At 62.9% G+C, this 24,500-nt stretch carries 17 protein-coding genes and 1 tRNA gene; 9 read left to right on the plus strand and 9 right to left on the minus strand.

Features of this window, described 5'->3' with window-relative positions:
* The first annotated feature begins 98 nt into the window (after positions 1–98).
* The 3 genes from GV044_RS00740 (at position 99) to GV044_RS00750 (ending at position 4,793) form a co-directional block, all read left to right on the plus strand.
* Positions 99–1,271, plus strand: coding sequence for a CaiB/BaiF CoA-transferase family protein (locus tag GV044_RS00740; protein ID WP_159864094.1), 1,173 nt, complete (start codon positions 99–101; stop codon positions 1,269–1,271).
* 206 nt (positions 1,272–1,477) lie between these two features.
* Positions 1,478–3,256, plus strand: coding sequence for a thiamine pyrophosphate-binding protein (locus GV044_RS00745; RefSeq protein ID WP_159864097.1), 1,779 nt, complete (start codon positions 1,478–1,480; stop codon positions 3,254–3,256).
* Between the two features lie 127 nt (positions 3,257–3,383).
* On the plus strand, positions 3,384–4,793 hold the full coding sequence (locus tag GV044_RS00750) for an aldehyde dehydrogenase family protein (protein ID WP_159864100.1): 1,410 nt from the start codon (positions 3,384–3,386) through the stop codon (positions 4,791–4,793).
* Between the two features lie 150 nt (positions 4,794–4,943).
* Here the strand turns inward: GV044_RS00750 and GV044_RS00755 are convergent, their stop codons facing one another.
* On the minus strand, positions 4,944–5,546 hold the full coding sequence (locus GV044_RS00755) for a hypothetical protein (protein WP_236554573.1): 603 nt from the start codon (positions 5,544–5,546) through the stop codon (positions 4,944–4,946).
* Positions 5,547–5,731: 185 nt separating this feature from the next.
* Here GV044_RS00755 and yghU point away from each other — a divergent pair, with 185 nt between their 5' ends.
* Entirely contained in the window at positions 5,732–6,571 is an 840-nt protein-coding gene (yghU, locus tag GV044_RS00760; RefSeq protein WP_159864106.1) for a glutathione-dependent disulfide-bond oxidoreductase, read from the plus strand.
* A gap of 66 nt (positions 6,572–6,637) precedes the next feature.
* On the opposite strand, the gene GV044_RS00765 is transcribed toward yghU, so the two are convergent.
* Positions 6,638–9,166 carry a TonB-dependent receptor gene (locus GV044_RS00765; RefSeq protein WP_159864109.1) on the minus strand — a complete coding sequence of 843 codons (2,529 nt, stop codon included), beginning with the start codon at positions 9,164–9,166 and terminating at the stop codon, positions 6,638–6,640.
* A gap of 140 nt (positions 9,167–9,306) precedes the next feature.
* On the opposite strand from GV044_RS00765, the gene GV044_RS00770 reads away from it, so the two are divergent.
* Positions 9,307–9,381, plus strand: a tRNA-Gln gene (locus tag GV044_RS00770).
* 812 nt (positions 9,382–10,193) lie between these two features.
* Positions 10,194–11,090 carry an STM4504/CBY_0614 family protein gene (locus GV044_RS00780; RefSeq protein ID WP_159864115.1) on the plus strand — a complete coding sequence of 299 codons (897 nt, stop codon included), beginning with the start codon at positions 10,194–10,196 and terminating at the stop codon, positions 11,088–11,090.
* Positions 11,091–11,232: 142 nt separating this feature from the next.
* Here GV044_RS00780 and GV044_RS00785 read toward each other — a convergent pair whose 3' ends face one another.
* The gene (locus GV044_RS00785) at positions 11,233–11,772 is read right to left on the minus strand and encodes a recombinase family protein (RefSeq protein ID WP_159864118.1); all 540 of its coding nucleotides are present in this window, start codon (positions 11,770–11,772) and stop codon (positions 11,233–11,235) included.
* A 22-nt stretch (positions 11,773–11,794) separates the two neighbouring features.
* Positions 11,795–12,025 carry a hypothetical protein gene (locus GV044_RS00790; protein WP_159864121.1) on the minus strand — a complete coding sequence of 77 codons (231 nt, stop codon included), beginning with the start codon at positions 12,023–12,025 and terminating at the stop codon, positions 11,795–11,797.
* A gap of 647 nt (positions 12,026–12,672) precedes the next feature.
* On the opposite strand from GV044_RS00790, the gene GV044_RS00795 reads away from it, so the two are divergent.
* A complete protein-coding gene (locus tag GV044_RS00795; RefSeq protein ID WP_159864124.1) occupies positions 12,673–13,047 on the plus strand; it encodes a hypothetical protein in 375 nt (124 codons plus the stop codon).
* Positions 13,048–13,099: 52 nt separating this feature from the next.
* On the opposite strand, the gene GV044_RS00800 is transcribed toward GV044_RS00795, so the two are convergent.
* From GV044_RS00800 to GV044_RS00815, 4 genes are all read right to left on the minus strand, one after another.
* Positions 13,100–16,795, minus strand: a complete 3,696-nt coding sequence (locus GV044_RS00800) for a hypothetical protein (protein WP_159864127.1) — start codon at positions 16,793–16,795, stop codon at positions 13,100–13,102.
* A 530-nt stretch (positions 16,796–17,325) separates the two neighbouring features.
* Positions 17,326–17,742, minus strand: a complete 417-nt coding sequence (locus tag GV044_RS00805; RefSeq protein ID WP_159864130.1) for a hypothetical protein — start codon at positions 17,740–17,742, stop codon at positions 17,326–17,328.
* Between the two features lie 562 nt (positions 17,743–18,304).
* Positions 18,305–18,496: a hypothetical protein gene (locus GV044_RS00810; protein ID WP_159864134.1), complete on the minus strand. Its 192-nt coding sequence runs from the start codon at positions 18,494–18,496 to the stop codon at positions 18,305–18,307.
* A 380-nt stretch (positions 18,497–18,876) separates the two neighbouring features.
* Complete coding sequence (locus GV044_RS00815) at positions 18,877–19,641, minus strand: hypothetical protein (RefSeq protein ID WP_159864137.1); 765 nt, start codon at positions 19,639–19,641, stop codon at positions 18,877–18,879.
* 555 nt (positions 19,642–20,196) lie between these two features.
* On the opposite strand from GV044_RS00815, the gene GV044_RS00820 reads away from it, so the two are divergent.
* Both GV044_RS00820 and GV044_RS00825 read left to right on the plus strand, forming a co-directional pair.
* Complete coding sequence (locus tag GV044_RS00820; RefSeq protein WP_159864140.1) at positions 20,197–20,778, plus strand: hypothetical protein; 582 nt, start codon at positions 20,197–20,199, stop codon at positions 20,776–20,778.
* Positions 20,779–20,994: 216 nt separating this feature from the next.
* On the plus strand, positions 20,995–21,186 hold the full coding sequence (locus GV044_RS00825) for a DUF6771 family protein (protein ID WP_159864143.1): 192 nt from the start codon (positions 20,995–20,997) through the stop codon (positions 21,184–21,186).
* Between the two features lie 1,770 nt (positions 21,187–22,956).
* On the opposite strand, the gene GV044_RS00830 is transcribed toward GV044_RS00825, so the two are convergent.
* Entirely contained in the window at positions 22,957–24,393 is a 1,437-nt protein-coding gene (locus tag GV044_RS00830; RefSeq protein WP_159864146.1) for a tyrosine-type recombinase/integrase, read from the minus strand.
* Positions 24,394–24,500: the final 107 nt, after the last annotated feature.

Below are 24,500 nucleotides of genomic sequence, written 5' to 3' on the forward strand. Positions count from 1 at the left end.
AGCTTGCGTGCCGATAACGGTTCGATGTTCGGAAATACGCATGGACGACGAGGGTTGCTTCGACTACGCGTCAGCACAAGCAAGAAGCGGAGGCGAGGATGAACGCAGCATCAGCAGGAGCGCAAGGACCGCTCGCCGGCGTGCGCGTCATCGATCTGACCAGCGTCGTCTTCGGCCCATACGCCACGCAGATCATGGCGGACATGGGCGCCGAAGTGATCAAGGTCGAATCTCCCGAAGGCGACAACACCCGCTGGATCACCACCGGCCCTGAAGAGGGAATGGGCGGCATCTACGTCAACGTGAACCGCGGCAAGAAGGGCGTCATGCTCGATCTGCGCAGAGACGAGGACAAGGCCGCCCTGCGCGCACTGGTCGCCACGGCCGACGTGTTCATCCACTCGATGCGCGGGAAGGCCATCGCCAAGCTGGGCTTCGACTACGAGGCGGTGCGGGCGATCAGGCCCGATATCGTCTACACCAACTGCTACGGCTACTCGCGGCGCGGCCCCGAGGCGGACAAGCCCGCCTACGACGATACAATCCAGGCCGAATGCGGCATCCCGTACGTCCAGGGCCTGATGAACGGTGAGCCGGGCTACGTCGCCACGATCATGGCCGACAAGGTCGCCGGCCTCCACGCGCTCTACGCGACGATGATGGCCCTGTTCCATCGCGAGCGCACTGGCGAGGGCCAGGAGGTCGAGGTCACCATGTTCGAGGCGATGAGCTCGTTCATGCTGGTGGAGCACGCCAATGGCGCGATGTTCTCGCCGCCGACCACGCCTGCGCACTATCACCGCGCGGTCGAGAAAAACCGACGGCCGTACAAGACCAAGGACGGCTACGTCGCCGCACTTGTATACAATGACAAGCATTGGAACGCCTTCGTCGGCGCGATCAAGCCCGATTGGGCGAGCGACGAATTTGCCACGCTGGCGCAGCGCGCCAGGCAGATCGGCCGCGTATACGGCCTGCTAGGCGAGACGTTCCTGACCCGCACCACGCAGGAGTGGCTAGAGACGCTCACCGCGCTGCACATCCCCTGCTCGCCGCTGCGCTCAACCGACGAGCTGTTCGACAGCGAGCAACTGAACGCGATCGGTTTCTTCGAAGAGGTTGACACCCCGCAAGGCCCGACGCGGTTCCCCGGAGTGCCGACCTGGTTCTCGAAAACGCCCGGAAAAGTGCGGGGCGCCGCGCCCAGGCTAGGGGAAGACAACGATGCGGTGCTCGGCGCCCTGGCGATGACGCAGGCAGCGAAGGAATGATCGCTTGCGGCGCGCGTCGTCGCAGGCAATGAACAGTGCTGTTGATTTGCATTTGGCAGGTGCTGCGCAACTGGCTAACAGCGAGTCCACGGCACGCCTTGGGAGGGTAATCCGCCCCATCATTGTGGAGGCTCGGGCAGCGCGCCTGGAGACCTCCCGCGAAGTTGGCAATAGACCGGACAAGAGATCGGAAGGAAGGCACCAAGATGTACGACAATGAGCCGCAGGCGGAGACCCCGACCACCAACGCGGGCATGATCCCCGTATACAAGCGCATGCTCGACTTGTTCGAGGCCGAGGGCATCAACACCCTGTTCGGCATCCCCGATCCCAACTTCGTCCACCTCTTCCTCGAAGCCGAGACCCGCGGCTGGACGGTCGTGTCGTCGCACCATGAAGCCGCCAGCGCCCATATGGCTGCAGGCGCCGCGCGCATCACCGGCAAGCCCGCCGTGTGCATCGCGACGCTCGGGCCCGGCCTCGCCAACGCCATGCCGGGCGTGCAGTGCGCCAAGGTCGAGAACGATCCCGTCATCATCATCGCCGGCCAGCGCGCCCGCGTGACCGAACGCCGCGTGCGCCGCGGCCGCATCCAGTTCGTCCGCCAGGAGCCGATGGTCGAGGACTCGGTCAAGTTCTCCAGCTCGATCGAGTACGGCGATCAGGTCGACGAAATCATCCGCGAGGCGATCCGCGTCACCATGTCGGGCACCCCGGGACCGGCCTACATCGAGCTGCCGCAGCACGTCATCCTCGAGGACGTGCCCAACACGCCGATCCTGCCGCCCGATCGCTATCGCCTGGTGAACGCCGGCGCCGACGGCGACCGCATCGCCGAGGCTGCCAAGATCATCATGGAAGCCAAGAACCCGATCCTGCTGGTCGGTCATGGCGTCCACACCAGCAAGTCGGGCGCCGCCGTGCGCGAATTGGCCGAGCTGATGCAGTGCCCTGTGATCCAGACCTCGGGTGGCACCAGCTTCATCGAAGGCCTGGAAGATCGCACCTTCCCCTATGGCTTCTCCGAGGCTTCGATCGACGCCGTAGTCGAGAGCGACTGCTGCGTGGCGCTCGCCACCGAATTGGGCGAGCCTTCGCACTACGGCCGCTGGCGCCACTGGGTCGACAACGAGGCCAACCGCAAGTGGATCTACGTCCAACAGGACCCCACCGCGATCGGCGTGAATCGCCCGATCGACGTGCCCTTGGTGGGTGACGTGCGCGGCGTCGTGCCGCAGCTCAGCCGCGCGCTGAAGGAACTCGGCGGCCGCCAGGCAACCGAGAAGCTATCGGCCTACATTCAGCAGGATGCGCAGCAGCTTGAGGAACTCGCCGAGGATGCAGCAGGCAAGCCGGACGGCAGCGAAAGCCTCATGCACACCAGCCAGTTCGTCACCGAAGCGACCAAGGCGTTCCCCGCGGACGGCATCATGATCCGCGATGGCGGCGCCACGGTGATCTTCCAGTGGACCTACTCGCAGTGCAAGCCGCACGACGTGATCTGGAACCAGAACTACGGCCACATCGGGACCGGCCTGCCTTACGCCACCGGCGCCATGCTCGCCGATCGCGCTGCCACCGGCGTGTCACGTCCGGGCATGCTGCTGACGTCCGACAGCTCGTTCCTGTTCCACATCGGCGAGCTCGAAGTAGCCGTGCGTGAGAACCTGAACCTGGTCTGTGTCGTCGGCGTCGATTTCCAGTGGGGCCTCGAAGTGGGCGTCTACAAGCGCACCTTCGGCCACGGCACCAAGGAAACCGGCACGCACTGGTCGGACAAGGTCCGCTTCGACAAGATCGGCGAAGGCTTTGGCGCTGCGGGCGAGTTCGTCACCAAGGCCGCGGACATCGGCCCGGCCATCCAGCGCGCCTACGAGCGTGGCGGCGTGACCGTGATCCACGTGCCGATCGACCCGGTCGCGAACTCGGAGGAAATGCCCAACTACTCCGAATTCCGCACCTGGTACGCCGAAGGCACACAGTAAGCAGCCCTGCCCCCTCCTGCCTGGAGGGGGCGCAAGGATACGGGGTGGGCTTTTCCGACCTCCCGGCCGGATCGCTCTCCCCAACCCCTCCCGAGATCGGGAGGGGATTTTGCGTTTGGAGAGAGCGATGCGCAACTACACCCAATTCTACATCGACGGCGCCTGGGTCGATCCGACCACGCCGAACACGGCCGAAGTCATCAACCCGGCGACCGAGGAAGTTTCGGGCACCATCTCGCTTGGCAGCATCGCCGATGTCGACAAGGCCGTTGCTGCTGCCCGTCGCGCTTTCGCCACTTACGGCGAGAGCACCGTCGCCGAACGCCTGGAGCTACTTGAGGCGATCCAGGCCGAATACCTCAAGCGGGAGGAAGAGCTCGGCCTCGCCATCCTCGAGGAAATGGGCGCCCCGCGCGCGCTGGCCACCGGCTTCCATACGCTGCTCGGCAAGGGACACCTCGGCACAGCAATCGAAGTCCTGCGCGAGTTCAAGTTCGAGGAGCAGCGCGGCCCCACGCTGATCCGCAAGGAGCCGATCGGCGTCTGCGGCCTGATCACACCGTGGAACTGGCCGATGAACCAGACTTGCGTGAAGATCTTCCCCGCACTCGCCGCGGGCTGCACCATGATCCTCAAGCCCCCGCAACTCGCGCCTTATTCGGCGCAGATCCTGGCCGAGATCATCCATGACGCGGGCGTGCCGGCCGGCGTGTTTAACATGATCCAGGGCAAGGGTAGCGAGATCGGCGCTGCCCTTTCCAAGCACGAAGATGTCGACATGATCTCGTTCACCGGCTCGGAAGCCGTGGGCGTGCAGATCCAGAAGGATGCGGCCGACACCGTCAAGCGCGTCGGCCTGGAACTGGGCGGCAAGAGCGCCTGGATCGTGCTGGACGACGCCAGCCTGGCCGGCAACGTCGCCGGTGCGACCGCGGGCATGATGGGCAACTCGGGCCAGACCTGCTCGGCCGGCTCGCGCCTGCTGGTGCCCTCCTCACGTTTGGACGAGGTCAAGAAGATCGCCGCCGAGGCGGCTGACGGCGTCACCGTCGGCGACCCGAACGGCAACTTCGCGATGGGTCCGGTCGTCTCCAAGAGCCAGTACAACGACATCCAGCGCTACATCCAGATCGGCCTCGACGAGGGCGCCGAACTGATCGCTGGCGGGCTCGGCCGCCCCGAGGGCCTCGACAAGGGCTGGTACGTCAAGCCGACGGTATTCGTGACCACCAACGACAAGGTGATCGCGCGCGAGGAGATCTTCGGCCCGGTGCTGGTGATCATCGGCTACGACGATGTCGACGACGCCATCGCGATTGCCAATGACAGCAACTTCGGCCTCGGCGGGTACGTCAGTGGCGAGGACGCGGAGCTGGCCCGCAACGTCGCGCGCAAGCTGCGCACCGGCGCGATCTGGGTCAATGGCGGCTTCGACTTCCACGCGCCGTTCGGTGGCTACAAGCGCTCGGGTAATGGCCGCGAGTGGGGCGAATACGGCTTCCACGAGTACTTGGAAGTGAAGTCGATCATCGGATGATGATCGGCTGAGCCGGCGTCTGTAACCTCGTCATTCCCGCGAACGCGGGAATCCATCTCCAAGTGGTTCCGTTTACGAGTCCTCAGGAGATGGATCCCCGCGTTCGCGGGGATGACGAAGATGGGTGTGGGATGTGGTGAGTAGCCTCACTCAAACCTCCCCCTCCTCCACCGTGTTGAACTGCGGGTGGAGCTCCTTCCACCTGTACATCCACGCCATCCCCTCGCGCGCCCGCACGAGATCATCGTCGCGCGGCGCCAGCGCCTCCGCAGCGGCTTTGGCGACATCCGGCAACACCGAGGTGTCCCAGCCCTGCTCCTCCACGTCGCTGGCGAGGCGGTGCGCGCCGCAGCGGCGCAGCATGGCCGGCAAGCGGTCCTTCAGCGCAGCCACGGCCCAGGGGATCATCGGCCCGTTCACGTCAGGGTCGTAGCCCCACAGGATGTTCACATCCTCCTCGTTGAGGATGTAGTGGTAGTGCAACACTTTCCCGAACACGTCGAAGCGGATGTACTCCTCGCTGCGCGCCGCGTTGTAGACGTGGATGCTGGGCCCGCGCACCATCCGTTCGGCGCTCTCGCCTAGTGCACGCGCCTCGACCGCAACGGTGATCGGCCCAGCCTCGAACCAGCGCGCGTGATGCTCGATAATCGGGATCAGCATGAACCGGTGGCGCTGTCCGCGGATCGTGTCGACCTGGCGATTGCTGCGCGGCGCCCTTGCCGCGGGCGGGTTCTCCATGGTCGCCACCATTGCTGCAATCTCCCGATGTGATCTGTTGTCCCGTGACATTGCAGGGCGGACCAAGTGCGCTGTCAATCGAAGCGGCTTGATCGACCGTCCAGCCAAGCTGTTCGCCTGCCGTTCACCACACCGCTTGTCGGCGCCCCGCCTGCACCTACCTTAGGCCTCGCCAATCACGGAAGGAACTCGCGACCATGGCCGATGCCCCCTACACGCCGCCCGCAGTCTGGACCTGGGACAAGGAGAACGGCGGGCAGTTCGCCAACATCAATCGGCCGATCTCCGGGGCGACGCATGAGACCGAGCTGCCTCGGGGCAACCACCCGTTCCAGCTCCACTCGCTTGGCACTCCGAACGGTCAGAAGGTCACCATCATGTTCGAGGAGTTGCTCGCTGCCGGTCACCCGGCCGAGTACGACGCCTGGATGATCGAGATCGGCAAGGGCGACCAGTTCGGCTCGGGCTTCGTCGGCATCAACCCGAACTCGAAGATCCCCGCCCTGCTCGATGTGAGCGGCGAGAAGCCGATCCGCGTGTTCGAGTCCGGATCGATCCTGCTGCACCTGGCCGAGAAGTTCGGCGCGTTCATCCCCACGGACCCGGAAGGCCGCGCCGAGTGCCTGTCCTGGCTGATGTGGCAGATGTCCACCGCGCCCCTGATCGGCGGCGGCTTCGGGCACTTCTATGCTTATGCGCCCGAAAAGTACGAGTACCCGATCAACCGTTATACCATGGAAACCAAGCGGATCATCGACGTCGCCGACAAGCGCCTGGCCGAGGTGCCCTACCTGGCCGGGGACCAGTACACGATCGCCGACATCGCCGCGTATGGCTGGCTGGGCAACATCGCGCGCGGAGAAGCCTACGGCACCGCGTATCAGTTCCTGGAATTCGGCAGCTACAAGAACGTGATCCGCTGGGCCGAAGAACTGTTCGCCCGCACGCCCGTCAAGCGGGGGATCAAGGTAAACCGCAACGGCGAGGGCTTGGTGCGAGAGCGGCACTCGGCCGCGGACATCGACGCAGTTATGTAAAAGCGAAGGGCTCGCCGATCCGAAGACCGGCGAGCCCTTGCTTGTGCTCAGGACTGAGCGATCCGATCAGCCACCGCCGAAGGTGACGCGCAGGCGCGCACCGTACATGCGCGGCTGGCCCAGGATCAGGTTCTCGGTACCGGTCGAGCCCCACGAGTTGCCGACGAACACCGGGTACTTCTCGTTGGTCAGGTTGGTGACGAAAGCCGCCAGGTCGACAGGGCTGCCACCCACGCCATTCCAGTTGAGGTTCAGGTTCCACAAGTTGGTGGATGGCAGGATGCCGTACGGCGTATCGTTGGAAGCGACCTGCTTGGCGGTGTAGGTGTACGTCGCCGAGACGCTCACCCGACCGATGCTGTCATCCAGCGGCAGCGTGTACGACGGCGTGATCGTGATACGATGCTTGGGCGAAAGCGGCAGTTCTCCGCCGACCAGCGCACCGGTCGTCGGCGGGAAATACCCGACGAAGTTCGGCGGGCTGTACGACTTCAGCTTGGTGTCGAGATAAGCATAGCCCAAGTTGATGTTCGCGCCTGCGTACGAGAACGAGGCGTCGGCTTCGATACCCTGGATCTTCGACTTGCCCGCGTTGACGATCGCCTGCGAGGGCGATGCGTTGGCTACGGTGCCGTCCGGGATCAGGTTGGCCGCCAGCTGCTGGTTCGAGAAGTCGTTGTAGAACGCTGCGACGTTGAAGTAGCCCGACAGCGTGCCACGGAACGAGGTCTTGGCGCCGATCTCGTACGTGTCGACCTTTTCCGGACCCCACGACACGGGGATCGTGTTCGAGGCGTTGACGTTGCCCTGGCGATAGCCGCGCGCGTACTTGGCATAGACCAGGATGTCGTTGGTCGGCTTGTAGTCCACGCTGATCAGCCACGTCGGCTTCTCGGACTTCTGCTTGATCGTGGTCAAGCAGTCCGGACCGGTGTTGCGCGCGGCGCACGAGATGCGCGGCGCCAGGCCATTGATGATCTGGATCGTGCGCGTCGCGCCCTCACCCTTCACCTTGTCGATCGTATAGCGGATGCCGCCCGTCAGCGAGAGCTGGTCGGTAAGCTTGTAGGTGCCCTGCGCGAAGAACCCGACGTTCTGGTACCAGTAGCGCGTCAGCGAGTTCTGGATGATCGACGGGATCGCCGGCGAACCGACATTGTTGATCGCGGTGCACTGCAACGTCGAGATGTCGGCGCAGCTCACCGTGGTGAAGATCGGGAACGGTGCCCCGGTCTGTGCCGGCTGCAGCACGGTGGTGATCGGCGAGTACGAGCCCTGGAACTGGCTGCCCGGCGCACTGCCTTCATAGTAACCGCCGAGCACGTAGTTCAGCGAGCCATCGCTGGTGCGGCCCTGGACCTGGAACTCTTCGGTCCACGTCTGCTGGTTCACGTTGTCGTAGTTGGGATCGGGGTTGAGGCCGACCCACGTGAACGGCAGGCCGCGCTGCGAAGCGGGAACCGTCGGGAACCAGCGCGGATCAGTGCCAGCCGCCGGAACGGTGTAGTTGTCGGAGCCGATGTTGAAGCTCTGGCGCTGACGGAACTGCTGGTAGCTGGCGATGTTCTTCAGCGTGATGGTGTCGCTGACGTTCCAGCTCAGGGTGTCCTGGACGCCCCACTGCTCGACCTTCAGGAACGGATTCGGAGCGTTCACATCAACGTCGAAGTAGCCATCTCCACGCGCGCGGGCCGGCAGAATGGTCTGCGCACAGGCGAGTGGCGCCAGGTAAGCAGCGGTGCTCGTAGCGCTCGGGAAGCCGAAGCGCGAACGGTCGACGCCCTGGTCACAGCCGGCAACGTTTGCACCGACCATGCGCCCGGCAGTGCCGTTGGTATTCGAATGGCTGTAGCGCGCGAGGATGTAGTTCTCGATGTCAGGCGTCAGCTCGGCCAGGATGCTCAGGCGCAGGGCAGTGTAGTTCACATCGCCGAAATCGTCGGCGCCGACGCCCGACTGGTTCTTGAGGAAGCCATCGCGCTTCATGCGGTCGAACCCGAGGCGGACCTTGAAGGTATCGGCCAGCGGAATGTTCAGCGCGCCCTGCACGCGCTTCATGTCGTAGTTGCCGTAAGAGCCTTCGATGTAGCCGCCGAGGTCATCCTTGGGGCGCTGCGGCACGATCAGCACGGCGCCGCCGGTGGTGTTGCGGCCGAAGAGCGTGCCCTGGGGGCCCTTCAGGACCTGGACGTTCTGCAGGTCGAAGAACTGGCCGACCCCTGCGCCGTTGCCGCCCGGCGTACCGCCCTGGGCACGCGGGCCGATCACGTCAGCGAAGTAGATCGCGACCGATGGCGAGGTGAAGCTTTCCTGCGTGAAACCGCGGATCGCGAACGTGGCCGTCTCAGCACCGTAACGCGAGTTGGCCGACAGTGACGGGGTGTAGGTCGCCAGATCGGCGCCAGACACGATGTTGCGGTTGCTCACCTGCTCCTGGTTGAAGACGGTGATGGAAATAGGAACATCCTGCAGACGCTCTTCGGTGCGACGAGCGGTCACGACGATGTCGCCGCCAGCGTCTTGTGCCAGCGCCGGCGTGGCGCTTGCGAGCGCCGTCGTCGCGAACAGGAACAGCTTCGCTGATGCGTGCCTCATTCAATCTTCTCCCTGGTACTCATCGGCGGTCGGAAAAAACTGATACCGCCTGGTTTTTTGCCGCTCGCACAAAGCCATTGATGCGGCAAGGGCCCTTTTCATGACGAAGGTTAGCAGCTAAGCGCCACCCCACCACGCGATGGGGCGTCGCCAAGTGGTAAGGCACCGGTTTTTGGTACCGGCATTCGCAGGTTCGAATCCTGCCGCCCCAGCCATCGCAGACTTTTCCTGACTTCTCAGACTGTTAGTAGCTCGCCACACGAAGTTGTGAGGCAGCTCTGTGGGGCAGGGATGTGGTGCTGTTCCCCGACTTATGAGCCTGAGAACATCGTTATCGCCATGGCGGTTTTGGTACCGCCTGAGTCGCGACAACCTTATTGCGCCCGCATCGCTTGCCGATTGTTGATCCAGCCACGTGCTTCCACGTTAGCCTCGTGGCGAATGGCTCAGCCGCTCGAGCAAGAAGCCGGGCAAAGCGCAACCAGGGCGCATGCCGGAGAGCTTCCCGGCATGAACATGTGGAGAACACGCGCGCCTCTCTGGTTAATTGATCGGTAATGGTGTTACCTGCCGTCGCGACGAAAAGGCCCGAATAGGTCGGTCCTGTCGCGATCAAGGAAACCAACATGAAGAAAACGACGCTTCCTCCTGGCACCTCGGCACCAAGGTCAGGCCAGTACGAGCAAATCGGGCCACGTGGCGGCCGCACGGGCGTAGAGCGCACCGTTGTTCGTGGTGAGCCGCTGCCGCCGACGCCCAGGTCTGGTATGGGGTACACCTTGGTTGATCCCACAAAGACCCGCTGAGCCCATGCGGGAACCGCTGGCTTGATGTTCAATGCGGAGACGCGAAGTCCTTGGCTCTTGAGGAGGGACCGGCCTCGGCCCACCCCTCTTTCACTCCACACACGCCACGTCTTCTATAGGTGAACCTTAGGATAGCGGTGGGGCGGCTCCGCCCGGAGCCGCCCTCTCCTGGGCGCGGCCACTAAACCGCGTGGGCTGAGAAACACAATCTTGAGGATAGCATGGCGTTACCGCAACTATTTTCCCGCAGGAGGCGCCAGCAGTCTGGCCCTGCCAGTGATATCTACTCATATGACTCCGTACCAGGAAAGGTACGGGTACAAATCGTACACTTGATTATCGAAGGTCTTGGCCGTCACGATCAGTACAGCGCGAACGCACCTTGGTGGGCGTTCATGCTCAAGACGATGAGGAAGGAGAAGGGCGTCTTTCATTTGACGGATGGGTTCGCCCACACGACAGAGGAGTACTGTAACTGGCTCTTGGCCGAGAGCGACATCCCGACATTCCTGGATGGGATAGAGGTGGCGTTCCAGGCTATCAAGGCGATGAAAGGTGAGTATCGGGAACAAGAATACGGTGAGATCGAGAACGAACTAAATGCGCGCCTTGCGGAGGCGGCAGTGGGATATCAACTCAAATCAGGCAGCATCATCCAACTTGATCGCGAAATAATCCACAAGGAGGTGGTGATGCCCGCTTTGCAGTTGCTGGCCGACCCACGTTTTGCTGGAGCTAACGACGAGTACCTGGATGCACATCGGTTCTATCGCGACGGTGACTTCGAAAGCTGCCTGATTGAATGTGGAAAGGCCTTCGAAAGCGTTCTGAAGGTTATTGGGGGAAAGCGTAACTGGGCGATCACTCCTAACGACGCCGCGAGCAAGCTTGTCTCGGCTGCTTTCACCTCCGGGTTCATACCTAACTACATGCAGGGGCAATTCACGGCGCTTCGGGCGGTACTGGAGGCTGGCGTGCCCGTGGTAAGAAATCGGATGTCCGGGCATGGTGCAGGCGGTCAGGTTCGGCAGGTGGATCGACATCTTGCCGCCTACCAGCTCCACCAGACAGCAGCCGCAATCGTGTTCCTAGTTGATCATGACAGGCTTACGCCGTGATGACGGCAGGATAGTATCTAGGCAGTTCCCCAGCGCCGGGTTTGCAAGAGAGGTCAGGCACAAATGACGGGCGCGCAGCGATTAGGCGAAAAAAGCAGGGCCTCTGCCGGGAACGCGTAAACTCGAGCGCCCCTCAGGCCCCCTAAGTTATCGCTCGGTACACGCTCGTCCGGCTGATCCCCAACTCGCGCGCTATGTCGGTGGGCCTCTTGCCCGCCCGATGCATCTCGGCAATCCGGTCGTTGTCGAGCTTGGCAGGTCGTCCCCTGTAGACTCCCTTCTCTTTGGCCTTCTCGATCCCATCCTTCTGCCGCTCTCTGCGAATGTCCATCTCGAACTCCGCGAAGCTGGCGAGGATGTTCAACAGGAGCTTTCCGTCTGATCGCGTGGTGTCGATTGCGCCCTGTTGCAGGCATCGGAACGTGACGCCCTTGGCTGCTAGCCCGTCAACGATCTGCCGTAGGTCGATCATGGAGCGCGCGAGGCGATCCAGGCGAGTGACAACTAGCGTGTCGCCCTCTCGGACGAATGCCAGCGCCTGTGCAAGCTGCTCTCGCTCGTCCAGGCTCTTACCGCTTCGCTTCTCAGCAAAGACGCGCTCGCACCCGGCGGCTACTAGCTGCTCTTGCTGCACCTCTAGGCTCTGGCCCACAGTGCTCACCCTTGCATATCCCACAAGCATCTGAGGTTCTCCCGAGTTCGCCTTAGGCAGCCAACAGCCGGTCGAGGCGCGCGGAGACAGCACGAGCCCGCACACCGGCAGCGATCCACTCAGGGTCGCACGGATCGTAAGTAAGGTTCAGTTCCTCGACATCCCCGAGCAGACGCTCGACGCGCTTACGTGCAGCAGCCGGACGGCCAAGGAAGAGGACGTCCGCACGATCACGAGCGCGGCGGGCGGAAGACATTACGACGTTCTCGAAGGCAGCGAGCATAACAGTGTTCCTTTTGGGTCTAAGATGCCTAAGCATATGTGTAACAAAATACCTGTGTCAACCCAAAAGGAACAGAAAAGTTGTACCAGGCTCTTGTGCCCTGTGGGTGTACCCAAAGGATGCAGTTGCGTTGCAGCCAGGATGAGCATGCCGCCACGATCCGGCGAGAGTGTCGCCTGGGCCACGTCGGCCAGCCCTCAGGAACCCGCAGGCACCCTCAGGTCACACAGGGATCATCTCGGCGGACCCACCCCATGGGGGGAAGCGCGGAACATCGTCATGCGTTATCCCGCTGCGGATTTTTTTAGCTGGACTGATCGGCTTTTGAGTTGCCCGAAGGCACCTGAGGATCAAGCCGTTAAGCCCGCAAAACTGCGAAAAGAGCGTGAAGCGCCACATTCGCCAAGGGCGGGAGCTCTCGCTGCTTTTAACTCCTCTTTGCCGTGTTTCCGAGGCCTTATTGCAGACGCCAAGCCGAGGCAGGAACCAGCCCGTAAACTCTCTTCTCCGAGGGTGGGTGGTATTGGACCATAACCGCGCGGGTCAGCTTCCAGGCACAATGAGCAGGTTGTCGCCGTCTGAGCAGTGGACTTTTGCGTTTGGATATGAGTTCCTGCAATAAATGATTCGCCTGTGGGGAGGTAACAGTGACGAAAACGCATAGAGCATTTCTGATCGCCGCCATTATTGGTGAAGTCCTGCTGCTGCTCGGTATCCTCTTGGGTCACCACACCGAGCTTTACCCAATTATCGGTGTAAAGCGCTTCCTACGTGATTCATGTTTGGCTGTCTGGGCAGTGGCCGTCCCAGCGTGGTTCACCCTGGAGGCGATGCTCTTCGCACCGGACCCGACTACGGAGCCGGTGCGCGCGCAAGCCTTTGCCAGAGGTCAGAGAGCCGGTCTTTACGCCACAACTGTGGCTGGCGCGATCATCTTCGCGGCCCTTGGATTATCAGCTCCGGAGGCCCAGCAGGTCACGGTACCACCCACGCAAGCCCCGCCGACGCCCTCAGGAACATAGTTGGAAGATGCCCACGGCAGGGGGACCGCGCTGGAGGCACGGTCCCCCTCACTCACATGCGCGAAGGCTCGGGCAATCCCATTGCCGCCACGTCCTGCATCGCCTGCCCAGCGGCGTCCCTGCGCGATAGACCCTCGGCCATGTAGTCGCTCAAGGACTTCATAGCTGTCCGATCCGAAGCGTACTGCGGGTTCCGCTCCATTAGCAGCTCACGGGCAGGAGCGTTGAAGTCGCGCATGACCGCGACAATCTCGTCCTGCTTCTGCTCCTTGCTGGGCAGCTTCTGGAACCAGGGGTCGGACATGAGGTAGCCTAAAGCCTCCTTCATGGTCTCTCCTTGGTCATTGAGGGCTTCGCCGCCCCGGATGTGGCGCAAGTCGGACAGCTCCTCGCTGGTCAGCTTAAAGCCAGCCGGGTCGGCCCTGCGGAGCGCCTGTATGTCGATGCCAAGGTCAGCAAGCTGAGCAGTGACGGGGTCAACATCAGACGTGGTCCCAAAAGCGACCCCGAGAGCCCTCCCGTCGACATCATTGCCGAGCGGGTCGACCTTGGACGGCAGCAGCATCCCACCGCCCGGCACGGACCGGAGAATGTTGTCCATCCAGCCGATGGCTTCAGGAGCAGAGCCGTGGAAGGTGTCGTTCAGCGTGCGTGACGTGCCCGCGAATGGGATCGTGCGAGCGAAGGCGGACTGCACGGCCTTCTCGTACCCCGGCACCAAACCCTCTTCTTGGTCGGAGAATACCGACTTCATCAGGTCGCGGATGCCGGTGACGTAGGTCTTCTCGAGGATGCCTTCGCGCGCAGCGAGGAAGGCAATCTGGATCGCGCCCGAAAGCGCTTCCTCATGCTCCGCACCTGCGTTGCCAGCATCCTGGTAGGCCTTGACGGCCTGCCCCACGAACCCGCCCAAGGCGAGCGTCAGGGCGAACGGATCAAGCCTGCCGATTTCCACGAAGGAGCCTCCAGGAAGGTTCAGGCGTCCCGGAGGTGCCCCTCGAAGATTGGCAGAGTTGTCGTAGCCGCCGTTGGTCAGCGTGATGGCACCCGATGCGGCAAGCACCGCACCCATGCCGATGACCATGGAGCCCAGCTCCATTCGGGCCTTCTCAAGTTCGGCCTCCATCCCGCCTTTTGCGAGGATGTCCTGGACCTCCTTGGCCTTGGAACCCCAAGGAGTGTAGGAGACCATGCCGCGCTCGAAGATGCGGACGGGTGTGCGGATGTAGGGAGCGAGCAGACCCTCGAAGGTCCCGAGGGAAACCGCCTTGTCCAGCATCTGCGCGCCCTTGGCAGCGGTCTGGCCTCCAGCGGTCTGGGGGCCATCCATGAACAGGACCCGCTCGGCTTCCTTTTCGGCTTGCTGAGAGAGCCCCAAGGCGAACCTGAGGTCCTCTGGCAGGTCACCGTGGGTCGCGAGGGCATCCTCCACCTGATCGAGCAGATCGCGGGGCGGCATCTCAGCCAGCTGCACCGCGCGTTGCTGTGCAAGCTGCAGCATCTCTTCGACGGGCAACCCCAGTTGCATCGTCTCCCGGACAGCTTGCCGAGCTGCCAGGGCGTAAGTCTCTTTCGTCTTCACGAAGGAGCGGCCCCAGTCGTCCAGGCTCCCGACGAGGGCTTTTGCCGTGGCCGTGCCCAGAGCATCCACAGTGTTACCCACAGCGGCCCGCGTGCGATATAGGGTCTCCAGCAGCCGCCCGAAGGAGCCGCCACCCACTTCAGCCATCTTATCGTCGAAGGCAGTGAGGTTGGTCACTGCGAGGCGCGGCTTGTCCGAGAGCTCTCGAACATCCGGCGGTCGATAGCCTTGCTCGACTAGCGCAACCTTGGAGGCGGAGGCTCGGAGCGCCGCCTTGCTCTCCCGCCCGTTCGCAACAGACGCGATCCGCTCGACATCCGACCACCACTCCCACTTTATCCGATCCATTGCAGCTCGGATGCCGCGCTTATGAGCAGTCATGTAGACCCTGCGGCCCACCTCCAACTCGAAGCGAAGGGCAAGTGCCTCGTCAGCCTTACCCGCTATCTCCATGTTCCTCGCCGCCCAGCGCTTCGCAGCGCCGTTGCGGAAGAAGTCATGCCCGATGAAGCCGATGGTGTTGAACAAGCCAGATGCTGGCGTGAGGGAGTTGGACTTGATGAACGATGTCACCGTGTTCATGGTCCTGCGCCATGCCGAGACCGCCTGGGCCTCTGCAGGATTGAGCAGGACCTCTTGGACCCGGTCTAAGTCGTCTAGGTTCTGAAGCCGAGAGATGAGGTCGACAAACTCGCCCTCGCCTAACTCCTTGAGCGATGCATCTACTCGCTTACGGACGCTCTCCTGCGTTTCGACGTGAAGAACGTCGTCCCGGATTTCAGCCATAGCCAACTTGCCGGTGTGCCACCGCATGTCTGCGAGGCCTCGAGCAATCTGCGCCTTGATGGCGGTGCCCTCGGCGTGGATGCGGATGGCCTTGGAGAGTTCGTCCAAGAGGCCCTCGCGTGCCTCGCGGTTCCCCTTCAGTATCTCCGGCAGGTACTTGTCCTTGGCGCGGGTGAACTGGAGGGCAGCCAGTAGCTGCTGATGGCCACCGATGCGGCCATCCGTCACGGCCTGCTGGGTGCGCTCGAGGGCCGCAGCGGTATCCGCTTCGGTCACTCCGGCCCCGTAGGCTGCCTTGAAGGCATTGTCCTGCTGCTTGGTCGTCTTAGCGCCGAGCCCGGCCTTCTCGAGGACGGCCTCAGTGGCCTCCTCCAGGAGCGTGGCTGCGCGCTTCGCGCCGTCCGCGTCAAGACCGTGGTCCGTAGCGTCGAGCCCGAGGAGCGAGCGATAGTGCGGATCGTCAACGACGCCGCCACTCAGCTCTGCGTTCTCCAGGCGCTGAGCCCATCGCTGGGCCTGCTGGACCGTCATCTTCCCGACGCGGTCCTGGATCGCCTTACGGGCCACCGACATCTCACCCACCAGCTCGCGCGTGGTGAGGATCGCGCCCTCGTCGAGGACGTCGTCAGCTTGGCCGGTGAGGCGGTTGAATGTGGGTGCGCGGGGGGTGTTCTCTCGGGTGGCCGAGACGGCACGTCCTGCGGTTTCCTTGCGGGCAGCCTGCAGGTCCTCCGCGACATCCTCCGTGGCACGCTCGATGCGCGCCGGGGTGATGGCAGAGGTGAGCCGAGGCGTGCGCCCGTAGCGCAGCGCCAGCATGTCGCGGGCAGCTACAGTTCCCCACTTGGCAGCGGGGATGATCGTAGCGCCCAGCACGTACCCGCCAGCGGCCCCGAGGGCACCGCCAGAGGCAGCGCCGAGGAGGCGGGACTTCAGGTCACCGTCAGCCGACCCGGAGCCGTAGAGGGCCCCTTGGACGCCTCCGGCCACCACCATCCCCTTGAGGCCTGTGGTGAGCCCACGGGCCGTCGCAGCGGCCTTAACGCGACCACCCCAACCCAGCACGGGCAGGAAGCCGCCGGTCAGCTGACCAGAGATGTAGGAAGCGGCGTGGTCCTCTTGGATGTCCGACAAGGCCTGCCGGTTATCCGCAAGCGCCTTGTCATAGTCCTTGCCGAGGAGGAGCCAATCGGCCCCTGCCCCGATTTCGTCGAGGTACCCAAAGGTGACAGTGTCAGCCAAGCCGTAGACGAAGCTGCCTGCGGTGTCGGTCTTGACGCGGTTGCGGGACCCAGAGCTACGCTCGACGGGCCTCTGCTCGGTCTGCGGTTCGGCCTCAGCGGCATCCGCTTCCGCGAAGAGATTGTCTAGGTCGCTCATGGGGTCCCTTGGTTACCGGCGGGGGAAAGGAAGGTCGCGGCCCGCAACCCGGCGAGCCGCTCCCGGCGGCGCTTGCTGCGAGCGGCTGCTTGCTTGCTGTCGCACGCTCGGCAGTCCGCGCGCTTTCCGTCGTGGGTTTTGCGGTCGATTGCGAACGACGCGAGCGGAAGGTGCCCTTGGCAGCGGAAGCAGAACTTGCATCCGGGCGCTACAGACAGCGGAGCCGACTTGCGCGGTCGTCCGAGCGGTAATGGTGTGGCGGGTTGAGGGGAAAGCGAGTGCTTCACTCTGAGCCCCCTTTAAACGGCGATAGGCGGGCTTGGTGCGCACGACGGCGCGCGGCATCTCGTTCAAGGCACTCCAGGCACTTGCCGCTACTTCGCAGCGCCCAGAAGGCAAAACCGGAACGGCGGTCGAGGTCGCCAATCTCGCGAGCAGCGGTGGCGAACGGAAATCGTGTCATGATGATCTTTCCTGGTGGTCGGTTTATCCGTGGCAGGGCGGCTGGCGGAATTGTGTCGGTGTGCGGGCTAGTTGTCCTGGGCCAGCGCGGGAGTCGGGTCCCACGGCGCGAGAGCAGCCGCGAACGGGTCGCCCACGGCATCGGCACTTGTGGCTGCAATCTCCGGCAAGCCGTCGCGGAGGAAGGCTTGCAGCGCCTTTCGGCGCTCGAAGCTTGGGGTGCCCACTTGCAACAGCTGCACGGCCCCGGAGTGTTCCTCGGGAGTCCTGCAAGATTTGAGGGCCTTATCGAGCGCCGCGCGCTCGGCAAATCGGCAGGCGAGCTCGGCAGTGCTGATGTACCCGCCGCCGGAGCAATCTTTGATCTTCAGGTGCTGCCGCGACGTGGGCTCATGCGACACGGCAGCACGGCGCAAGCGGGCCGTCGCCAAGGCAGACAACAGCTCGTCGGCCCGTGCATCCCGGTCGCCATTCTTCAGGCGCATTTCAGAGAGCAACGTCGCTTAAGTGCGCGTCAGAATAGCGAGGCATGAAAAGGCCTTTCAGAGGGGAACGGTCAGGCGGTGGTAGGTGTCCGCCAGGATGGACTTGATCGCAGCACGTCGACGGTCTCGAGCCTCACGGCACTTGCGACAGTCGGACGTGCGCCGGTCAGGCTTGGACCGGTCCATGTAGAAGCGTTGGAGCGGCTGCGCCGTGGAGCACACGAAACACCACTTGAACCCCGGCGGGACCGGGACAGGGACATTGCGGCGGGGCATGTCAGGATGAGGGCGTAAAGGCCCCAAAACGGACCGTGGGAGAGCGGAAGGTGCGCCGAGGGTAGTCTTACCTACCGCGCCCTTTCACCCCTCACTTTCAATCCGTTTTGGAGCCTTTACTGCTTACGAGCCAAAGGCTGCGCTCGAACAGGATAGAGCGCGCACGGCACGCCTAGACAGCCAGCGACCTGTTCTCGCCACGTACCAGGAACGAGCGGGTCGTAGACGCACTCCTTGCACTTGGCGTCGATGGCCGCACGCAGGGAAGCCCGAGGGCTGTTCGTGGTCATGTTTCGCGATTGAAGAAGTGCGCACGGTGGGCGCAGTCGACGTAGGTCGTTTGCGTCAGGCCATTGCCGAGGTCGACCTCGACCACGTCTTCCGGCGGCAAAGCGCCGCGAAAGCGGCTGAAGTCGTTCCCGTCCAGGTCGTCGGTCTCCGACTTCCAGCTGGTCACGTGAGTGGGGGTATCAGGCATGAGGGTCTTTCGTGTGCCCCTCCAGGCGGACCTAGAGGGGCTTGAGGTTGCTTAGGGTCAGCCCCTGCCGATGCCCGGCTTGAACTCGCCAGGGTCCAGAAGGGGTCTGCGGAGGTCAGCCGGGGACGGCTCGGGGGTGGTGGGTTCTGGTGGGGGCGCTGGGGGCTCCGGCAGTCGTCGAAGGACCGGCGCGGGCTCGGCAGGGAGCCGGAGAATCGGAGTCCCCATATCGACCCGCACCAACCCGTCCGGCAGTGTCGTCTCGGACTGCTGGTGCCGCTCAGCGAAGTGGCCGGAGGCGGGATCGTAAGGGTTCGGCCCGGTGTCGATGGGTCGACGTGGTCGGCTCACCCATCCCCGTGATGGGGAGTAGTGGGCCATTAGCCGAGATGGTTGCGGCGATTGCTCGCGAAGGCGCTGGCAAGACGTTCGATCTCTTCTTCTTCCAGCTTCCCAGCCGCACGCTCTTTCGCTGCCGACATGATGCGCAGCTGCGATTGCACAGCCTTGTGGTCCTGCACCGCCTGGTAGCGCGCACGTTGCAACCGGCGGTCGCCCTCGACGCCATCCAGCGCCCCGATGTGACGGACGATCTCCGCATGCCGCAGTTCTAAAGCGCGTCGGTTAGGACCGTCGACGCTGTAGACAGGCTTATTCACCTTGCCGCCCGTGTCCGGATCGTCGACCACATCCCATCGGGTCACGTCACCCAGCTGGGTCATGATGCCATCGGCTTCGCCTTGGAGTTTTTCCAGGTCCCGCTGGAGGTCGAAGGCTGCTCGCTGGTACGCGTTGGCACCCGCGCCGAGACCCAAGCGCACCCGCAGGCCCAGCGAATTCTTGCGCATGGCCTCAAGTGCCAGTTCGCTTTCCTTGCGGTCCCGAGCCTCTCCTGCCGGAATGCCGACGAGCTTCTGTTCGACCTCCGCGCGCATGCCATCGGGAAGCATTCGCGCGGTGAAACGCTCAGGCGTCTTGAACCCGCCTTCCCCACTGATGGGGCTCGGCGTGTTGTACGGGTCGAAGTTGGTGATGGAGTCCGCGAGTTCCTGATCTTCAGGCGCGATGTCGTAAGACTCGAGCGTGACGTTGCTGCCGGTGGTGTCGGCGGTCAGAGGAGCGAGGGGAGTTTCGTCAATGTGCATGGGTAGGCTTTCGCAAGAACGCGCCTCACCCGAAGGTTATCTGAGAGAGGCGCAAGGATGCTGGCAGACGCCAGCGGTGGGCCATCGGGCCAGGAGGGGCACGACGGGTCTTTGCTTCACCGCGAGGTGAAGCGAAGCTGATGGGGTGTGGTGCGCCCTAGCGTGCCCCTCCGGACACCAGAGCGCACCACAAGGGACCTCGACCCGTTCGACGACGGGGAGGTCTACCTATATCGAATTCGTGATTACCCGACGTACCATCAGCCGAGTATTATGTTCTGAAGCGCTTACCGGCTTCAACGAGCGCGCGCTCGATGTCGATGTTCATGTTACACGGCTATGCAGCAGCGCATCCATGATGTACTTCATTGATGTTTACAGGGGGGAAACATGTTAAAGAAGGTATGCTTTGCTGCATTGTTTCTAACGCCGACGTTGGCTTCGGCGCAAACACGCGAGCAACTCCGGCAGCAGCTAGAAGAAACTCGCGCTCAAATCAGAGAGGCCGAGGCCGCCGGGGTTGACCCGGCTGTGATTGCATCTTTGCGCGAGACCATGAATGACGTTGAGCAGTCGCTCAATGAGGACGATCAAGCAGAGGCGGAGCTTGCACAGCAGCCGCAGCCAGCCCTTTCATCGGACACCACAGCGCCCACGACGCAGGAGAAGGCCGCTACTGCCGAGAAGATACCATACGAGATCGGCGGGTCTCTGGGGCTGCTAGTCATGGTGCCCCTAGTTCCGGAGAGTGAGAACGCAGCTGTGCAGCTCCACACCAACTTCTTCTACTGTGGAGGAGATATAAAGCTTTCCTACTCGCTCCAGCCAGTACCGACGCGAAATCTGCACGAAGTTCAGTTCCGCGGCATGATCACAGCGCCTGACGGCTCGCGGGTTCCGTTCGATTTCGGCTCTGCTAGACATGTAGAGGGGCATCATCTTGGTTGTGGTTCGCAAGCGCGCACCGTCGACCACATAAGTAGGTTTGGCGACGTCGCAAAATACTCAGCTATGCTCGACGGCCTCCGAGGTAGCGAAGTTAATTACATCAAGACGTTCCTAGGCAAGTTCTTCGTCTCGCCGTACCCGGCCCCCTGGCCTCCAGGAACAATTGGTGCGCCGATGCAGAAGCCGTGAGCGTCAGCCGGAACTGTCGTCCGCCGTCTCCCTTCAGCCCATACGCCATCTACAATCAATCGAGCCCCTCACCAACACGTTGCCAGCATGGGACGGCTTAGATTTGACCCAAAGTTCCTCTCTTCCAAGGGTGGGTGATATTTCGAGAAAACGAGAAAGGGTAGGCCGACGCCTCTGATCTTGACGAATGTTCCGCATTCGTTCCATAGAAGGGGCATGCCCGCGCTCGACACTCACACCCTCTCCGAAGCCATCCTAGCTGCTCCTCCGTGGGCTCTTATAGGCGTTACAATGCCAGATGAGCGGATGCGGCTGAGGGCTGCCGATGGGCTTGCCCAGGCCATTGTGGAGCAGCTGGAGCAGGAGGAAGACGAGGGCGGGCCGGAGCAGCTTGTGCTCCCCATCTAGCCGATGATGCGCGGCTTCGACGCTGTAGCCTTGGTCACACCGGAACTAAGCTGATCTGCGCGGGCATCGCACTCACGCGCAAGGTCCTTCAGGCGGTTGATAGTCAAAGGGTCGCCGGCGCTTGTCACTAGACGGCGACACCTTGCAGCCATTGCGCGGAGAGTGCCGGGTTCGTCTTCAATCACCAATGCCTCCCACCTTAACAATGATTAAAGTCGGATGCGGACGAGATGGTTCCGGTGATCACTAGTAATTGGAGGAAAGGAGCGGGTGGTGGTATCCTGCCCCTCTCCCTCCTGTATCCTGAGGCGTCCTATGGTCTTCCGCAAGACACGAGAGAACACCGCAGTCACCCTACCGCTGGACGTGGTGCTGGAGTTGATCAAGGGGACGAGGGGAGAGCCCGTGTCTTTTGGGACAATGGCTCTGCTCCAGGTAGATGTGGGACACGCCATCTGCAGCCTGCCGGTGGAGCCTGAGGTGGCTGAGTCTATCTTCAGGGAGACCTTCGGCTGCGAGGTCTCCTAAGGTATACCCTAAGATATAACCCGCCCCCGAGGATGGGTGATAATTCGAGAGCCTGCCGAGGCAACGTCACCCACGCCCATATTCCGAATGATTTCACGGCCCCTCGGCGTCAGGCGGAACTGTCGCCTGCCGTTCCCTTTCAGGCTCCGCTCTGTCAACAACCAGCCGAGCCCCATCTCCGACGACCTGCGCTCCGCGAGGAACAGCTTGCAGCTCTGCCTGAGGCTCTTTGTCCCGAGGTTCGGTGCTTTTGCCTCGAAGTCCGCGAAGGTAGCCGGTGCGCCCTCTAGGTCAGCCTGGGCGACCGCGAGGAAGAACCCCACTTGCCCCAGCGTCACCCGGTCGGGAGCATCGGCAGCATTAGGCAGCATGGCTCTAGCAAGTGCGGCGAAGTCATGCAGGCGGGTGCGCAGCAGCTTATCGAAACCGTCTCTGGCCATCTCCGTCGACTACACGCAGGCTTGATGCTCTACAGTGGTCCAGACGCAAGTTGCTTAGCCCGGCGCGGCCTGCGTTGCGTGTCGAAGCTTGCTCCGAGGGGAACACGCCCTGAATAGCGACTGCAGAACGACTTTCAGGCGGCCCGCCGGGCGGTGCTAGGGGCGGCAGAGTTCCCCATGATCACAGCAATCGTACCTTCGGCAGCGTCTAGGCATGCGCGATACAGCTTCCTGCCACCAACCTCGATGACCTCGGTGCAATTGGCGTCCACCATCTCCTCTAGGCGACGGCGGATTGTGTCTGTTGAATATGCGCCGCAAAGCCGGTCAGCTATGTATTGGACGTTGGTCCACGGGTTTGAGGTGTAGAAGACCTCCGCGAGTGCAATGCCAATTTCTAGACGGCATGCGTGTCCTGCGGCTCCAACCCACACGCGTCGGAGCGCCTGGGTAGCAGCAAGCTTTTCGCGGGCGGCCCGGTGGCACCTTTCGCGCTCGCGCAACTGATCACAATTGAGCCGCATTCCCGTTCCCCCGTCCTACGGCTACTCTGAATAACCGATACGTTACCCTAAGTCACTGAAAATGAACGTCCATTAACCCGAATAGCCTGCTAACGGAGCCGTCTCGCCAAGGCGGCAACGTCTGAGAGGACCTCCAGGGTCGAGCAGCCACCCGCAGCACCTGCGTTCAAAAACGGGAGAAGAGAGACCACGCGGGCTAAGAGTGGGGCTCACGTACCTCGGAGGCACCTGCACGCGTTCTATAATCCGTTTTGAGGCCTTTACGGCCCCATCCTGACCTATCGGGCTGGGCAGGCGAGAACGGGATAGGACAGGAGCGCCACAATCTCAGCCTTGCGGTGGATGGACACGCCCTGCCCGTAAGTCCCGAACGTGATGCCCTTCTTCTCGTGCCCGACAATCTGCGCGACCTCAGTCTCCGGGATGCTGGCGGCTTCCCACTGCGCCACGGCGTTCTTGCGGAAGGAGTGGAACGCCTTGGCCCGTTCGGTGAAACCGAGGGCTTGCTTAAAGCGGGTAAAGTCCCGCCCCGCGTCCGCACCGGCTTTCTTGCCGGGACCCTCGGGATTGAAGTTGGGCCAGATGCGGTCCGTGAGCTTTTCACCGCGCTGGGTGAATAGCCCGGCGATGGCGGGGTGCACCGGCACCACCCGCTCGCCCGCAGGTGTCTTCGCATCCTTGATGTCGAACACGGGGACGCCCTCAATCTCCCGCAGGTTCCCCCAGGTCAGCCCTGCAATCTCGTCCAGCCGCATGCCACTGTGCAGCGCGACAAGCATGACCTCTCGCAGGTCGGCGCGCTTCGGCCCCGGATCGAACAGCCGCTTCAGCTCCTCAGGCTCCCATGGCCGATAGCCCTTCACGTTCACCCCGGCCCGCAGGCGTGCGCGATGCCCTGTGAATGGGTTGCGCCCCTCGGCATAGCCCCGCTCGCTCGCCCACTCCCACAAAGCTTGCAGGGTCGCGGCGTGGCGGTTGCGCGTGGCGTCCGACAAGCCCTTGTCCCGGCCTCCATAGGTGCGCTGCAGGTCATCCCAGGACATGGCGCGGGCGGCGGGAGAGCGAGCCCAAGAGCCGTCCAAGTGCCGCAAGGCATCCATGAACCTGGCAGCGTCTGGTCGCTCGATCCCTCGGATCGGTCGATCCTTCCAGTACCCAGCGAACAAAGCGAACGTGGCTCGCTTCTGCTGCTCGGTGTTGCTCTCTTTCAAGCCGCTCCGCGTCTTCCAGAGCTTCATGTAATCGGCAGCAAGTTGGCTGAACGATGGCTCGAACTGATGCCGCACCGCAGGCTTGCGACCCAGAACAGCAACGCGAGCGTCCTCCAGTGCAGCCAAGCGCGCAGAAGCCTCAGGCCCGGCTTCCTCGTCCTCCGGGATCGCGTCGGCTATCTTGCCAATCTCGTAGTCAATGCCAGCATCTATCGGGTCCTCTCCAGCGACATGCACCACAAACCGCCCCGCAGACGCCGCTTGCAGTGTCTCCTCGTAGACCCGCCGGAGGTTCGCGCGCTCGTCCTTCGCAAGCCCTTCACGCCCTGCCCACTCGACCCGGAGCCCGGCTTCCCAGGCGTCCGCCTCCACCTGCGCCACCTTCCGGCTGGTCGACGTGAGGGTTCGATAGAGGAACTCACGGTTGTCGTAGGAGGCTCTTAGGGCGGTCGGGATGCGCACCTTCGCCTCGAAGCGATTATGCCGGGCGCGGAGGGATGCCATGGGGAACCTCGGGTGTCTGTGGGGCAGGTTTGTGGGGCAGCTTTGTGAGGCCGAACCCCGCAGAAAACAAGCCTTTCTTTCACCCTCAACGGCTTAGGACCTACTCT

Origin of the sequence: Novosphingobium sp. 9U (assembly GCF_902506425.1) — a bacterium.
Lineage (GTDB): Bacteria > Pseudomonadota > Alphaproteobacteria > Sphingomonadales > Sphingomonadaceae > Novosphingobium.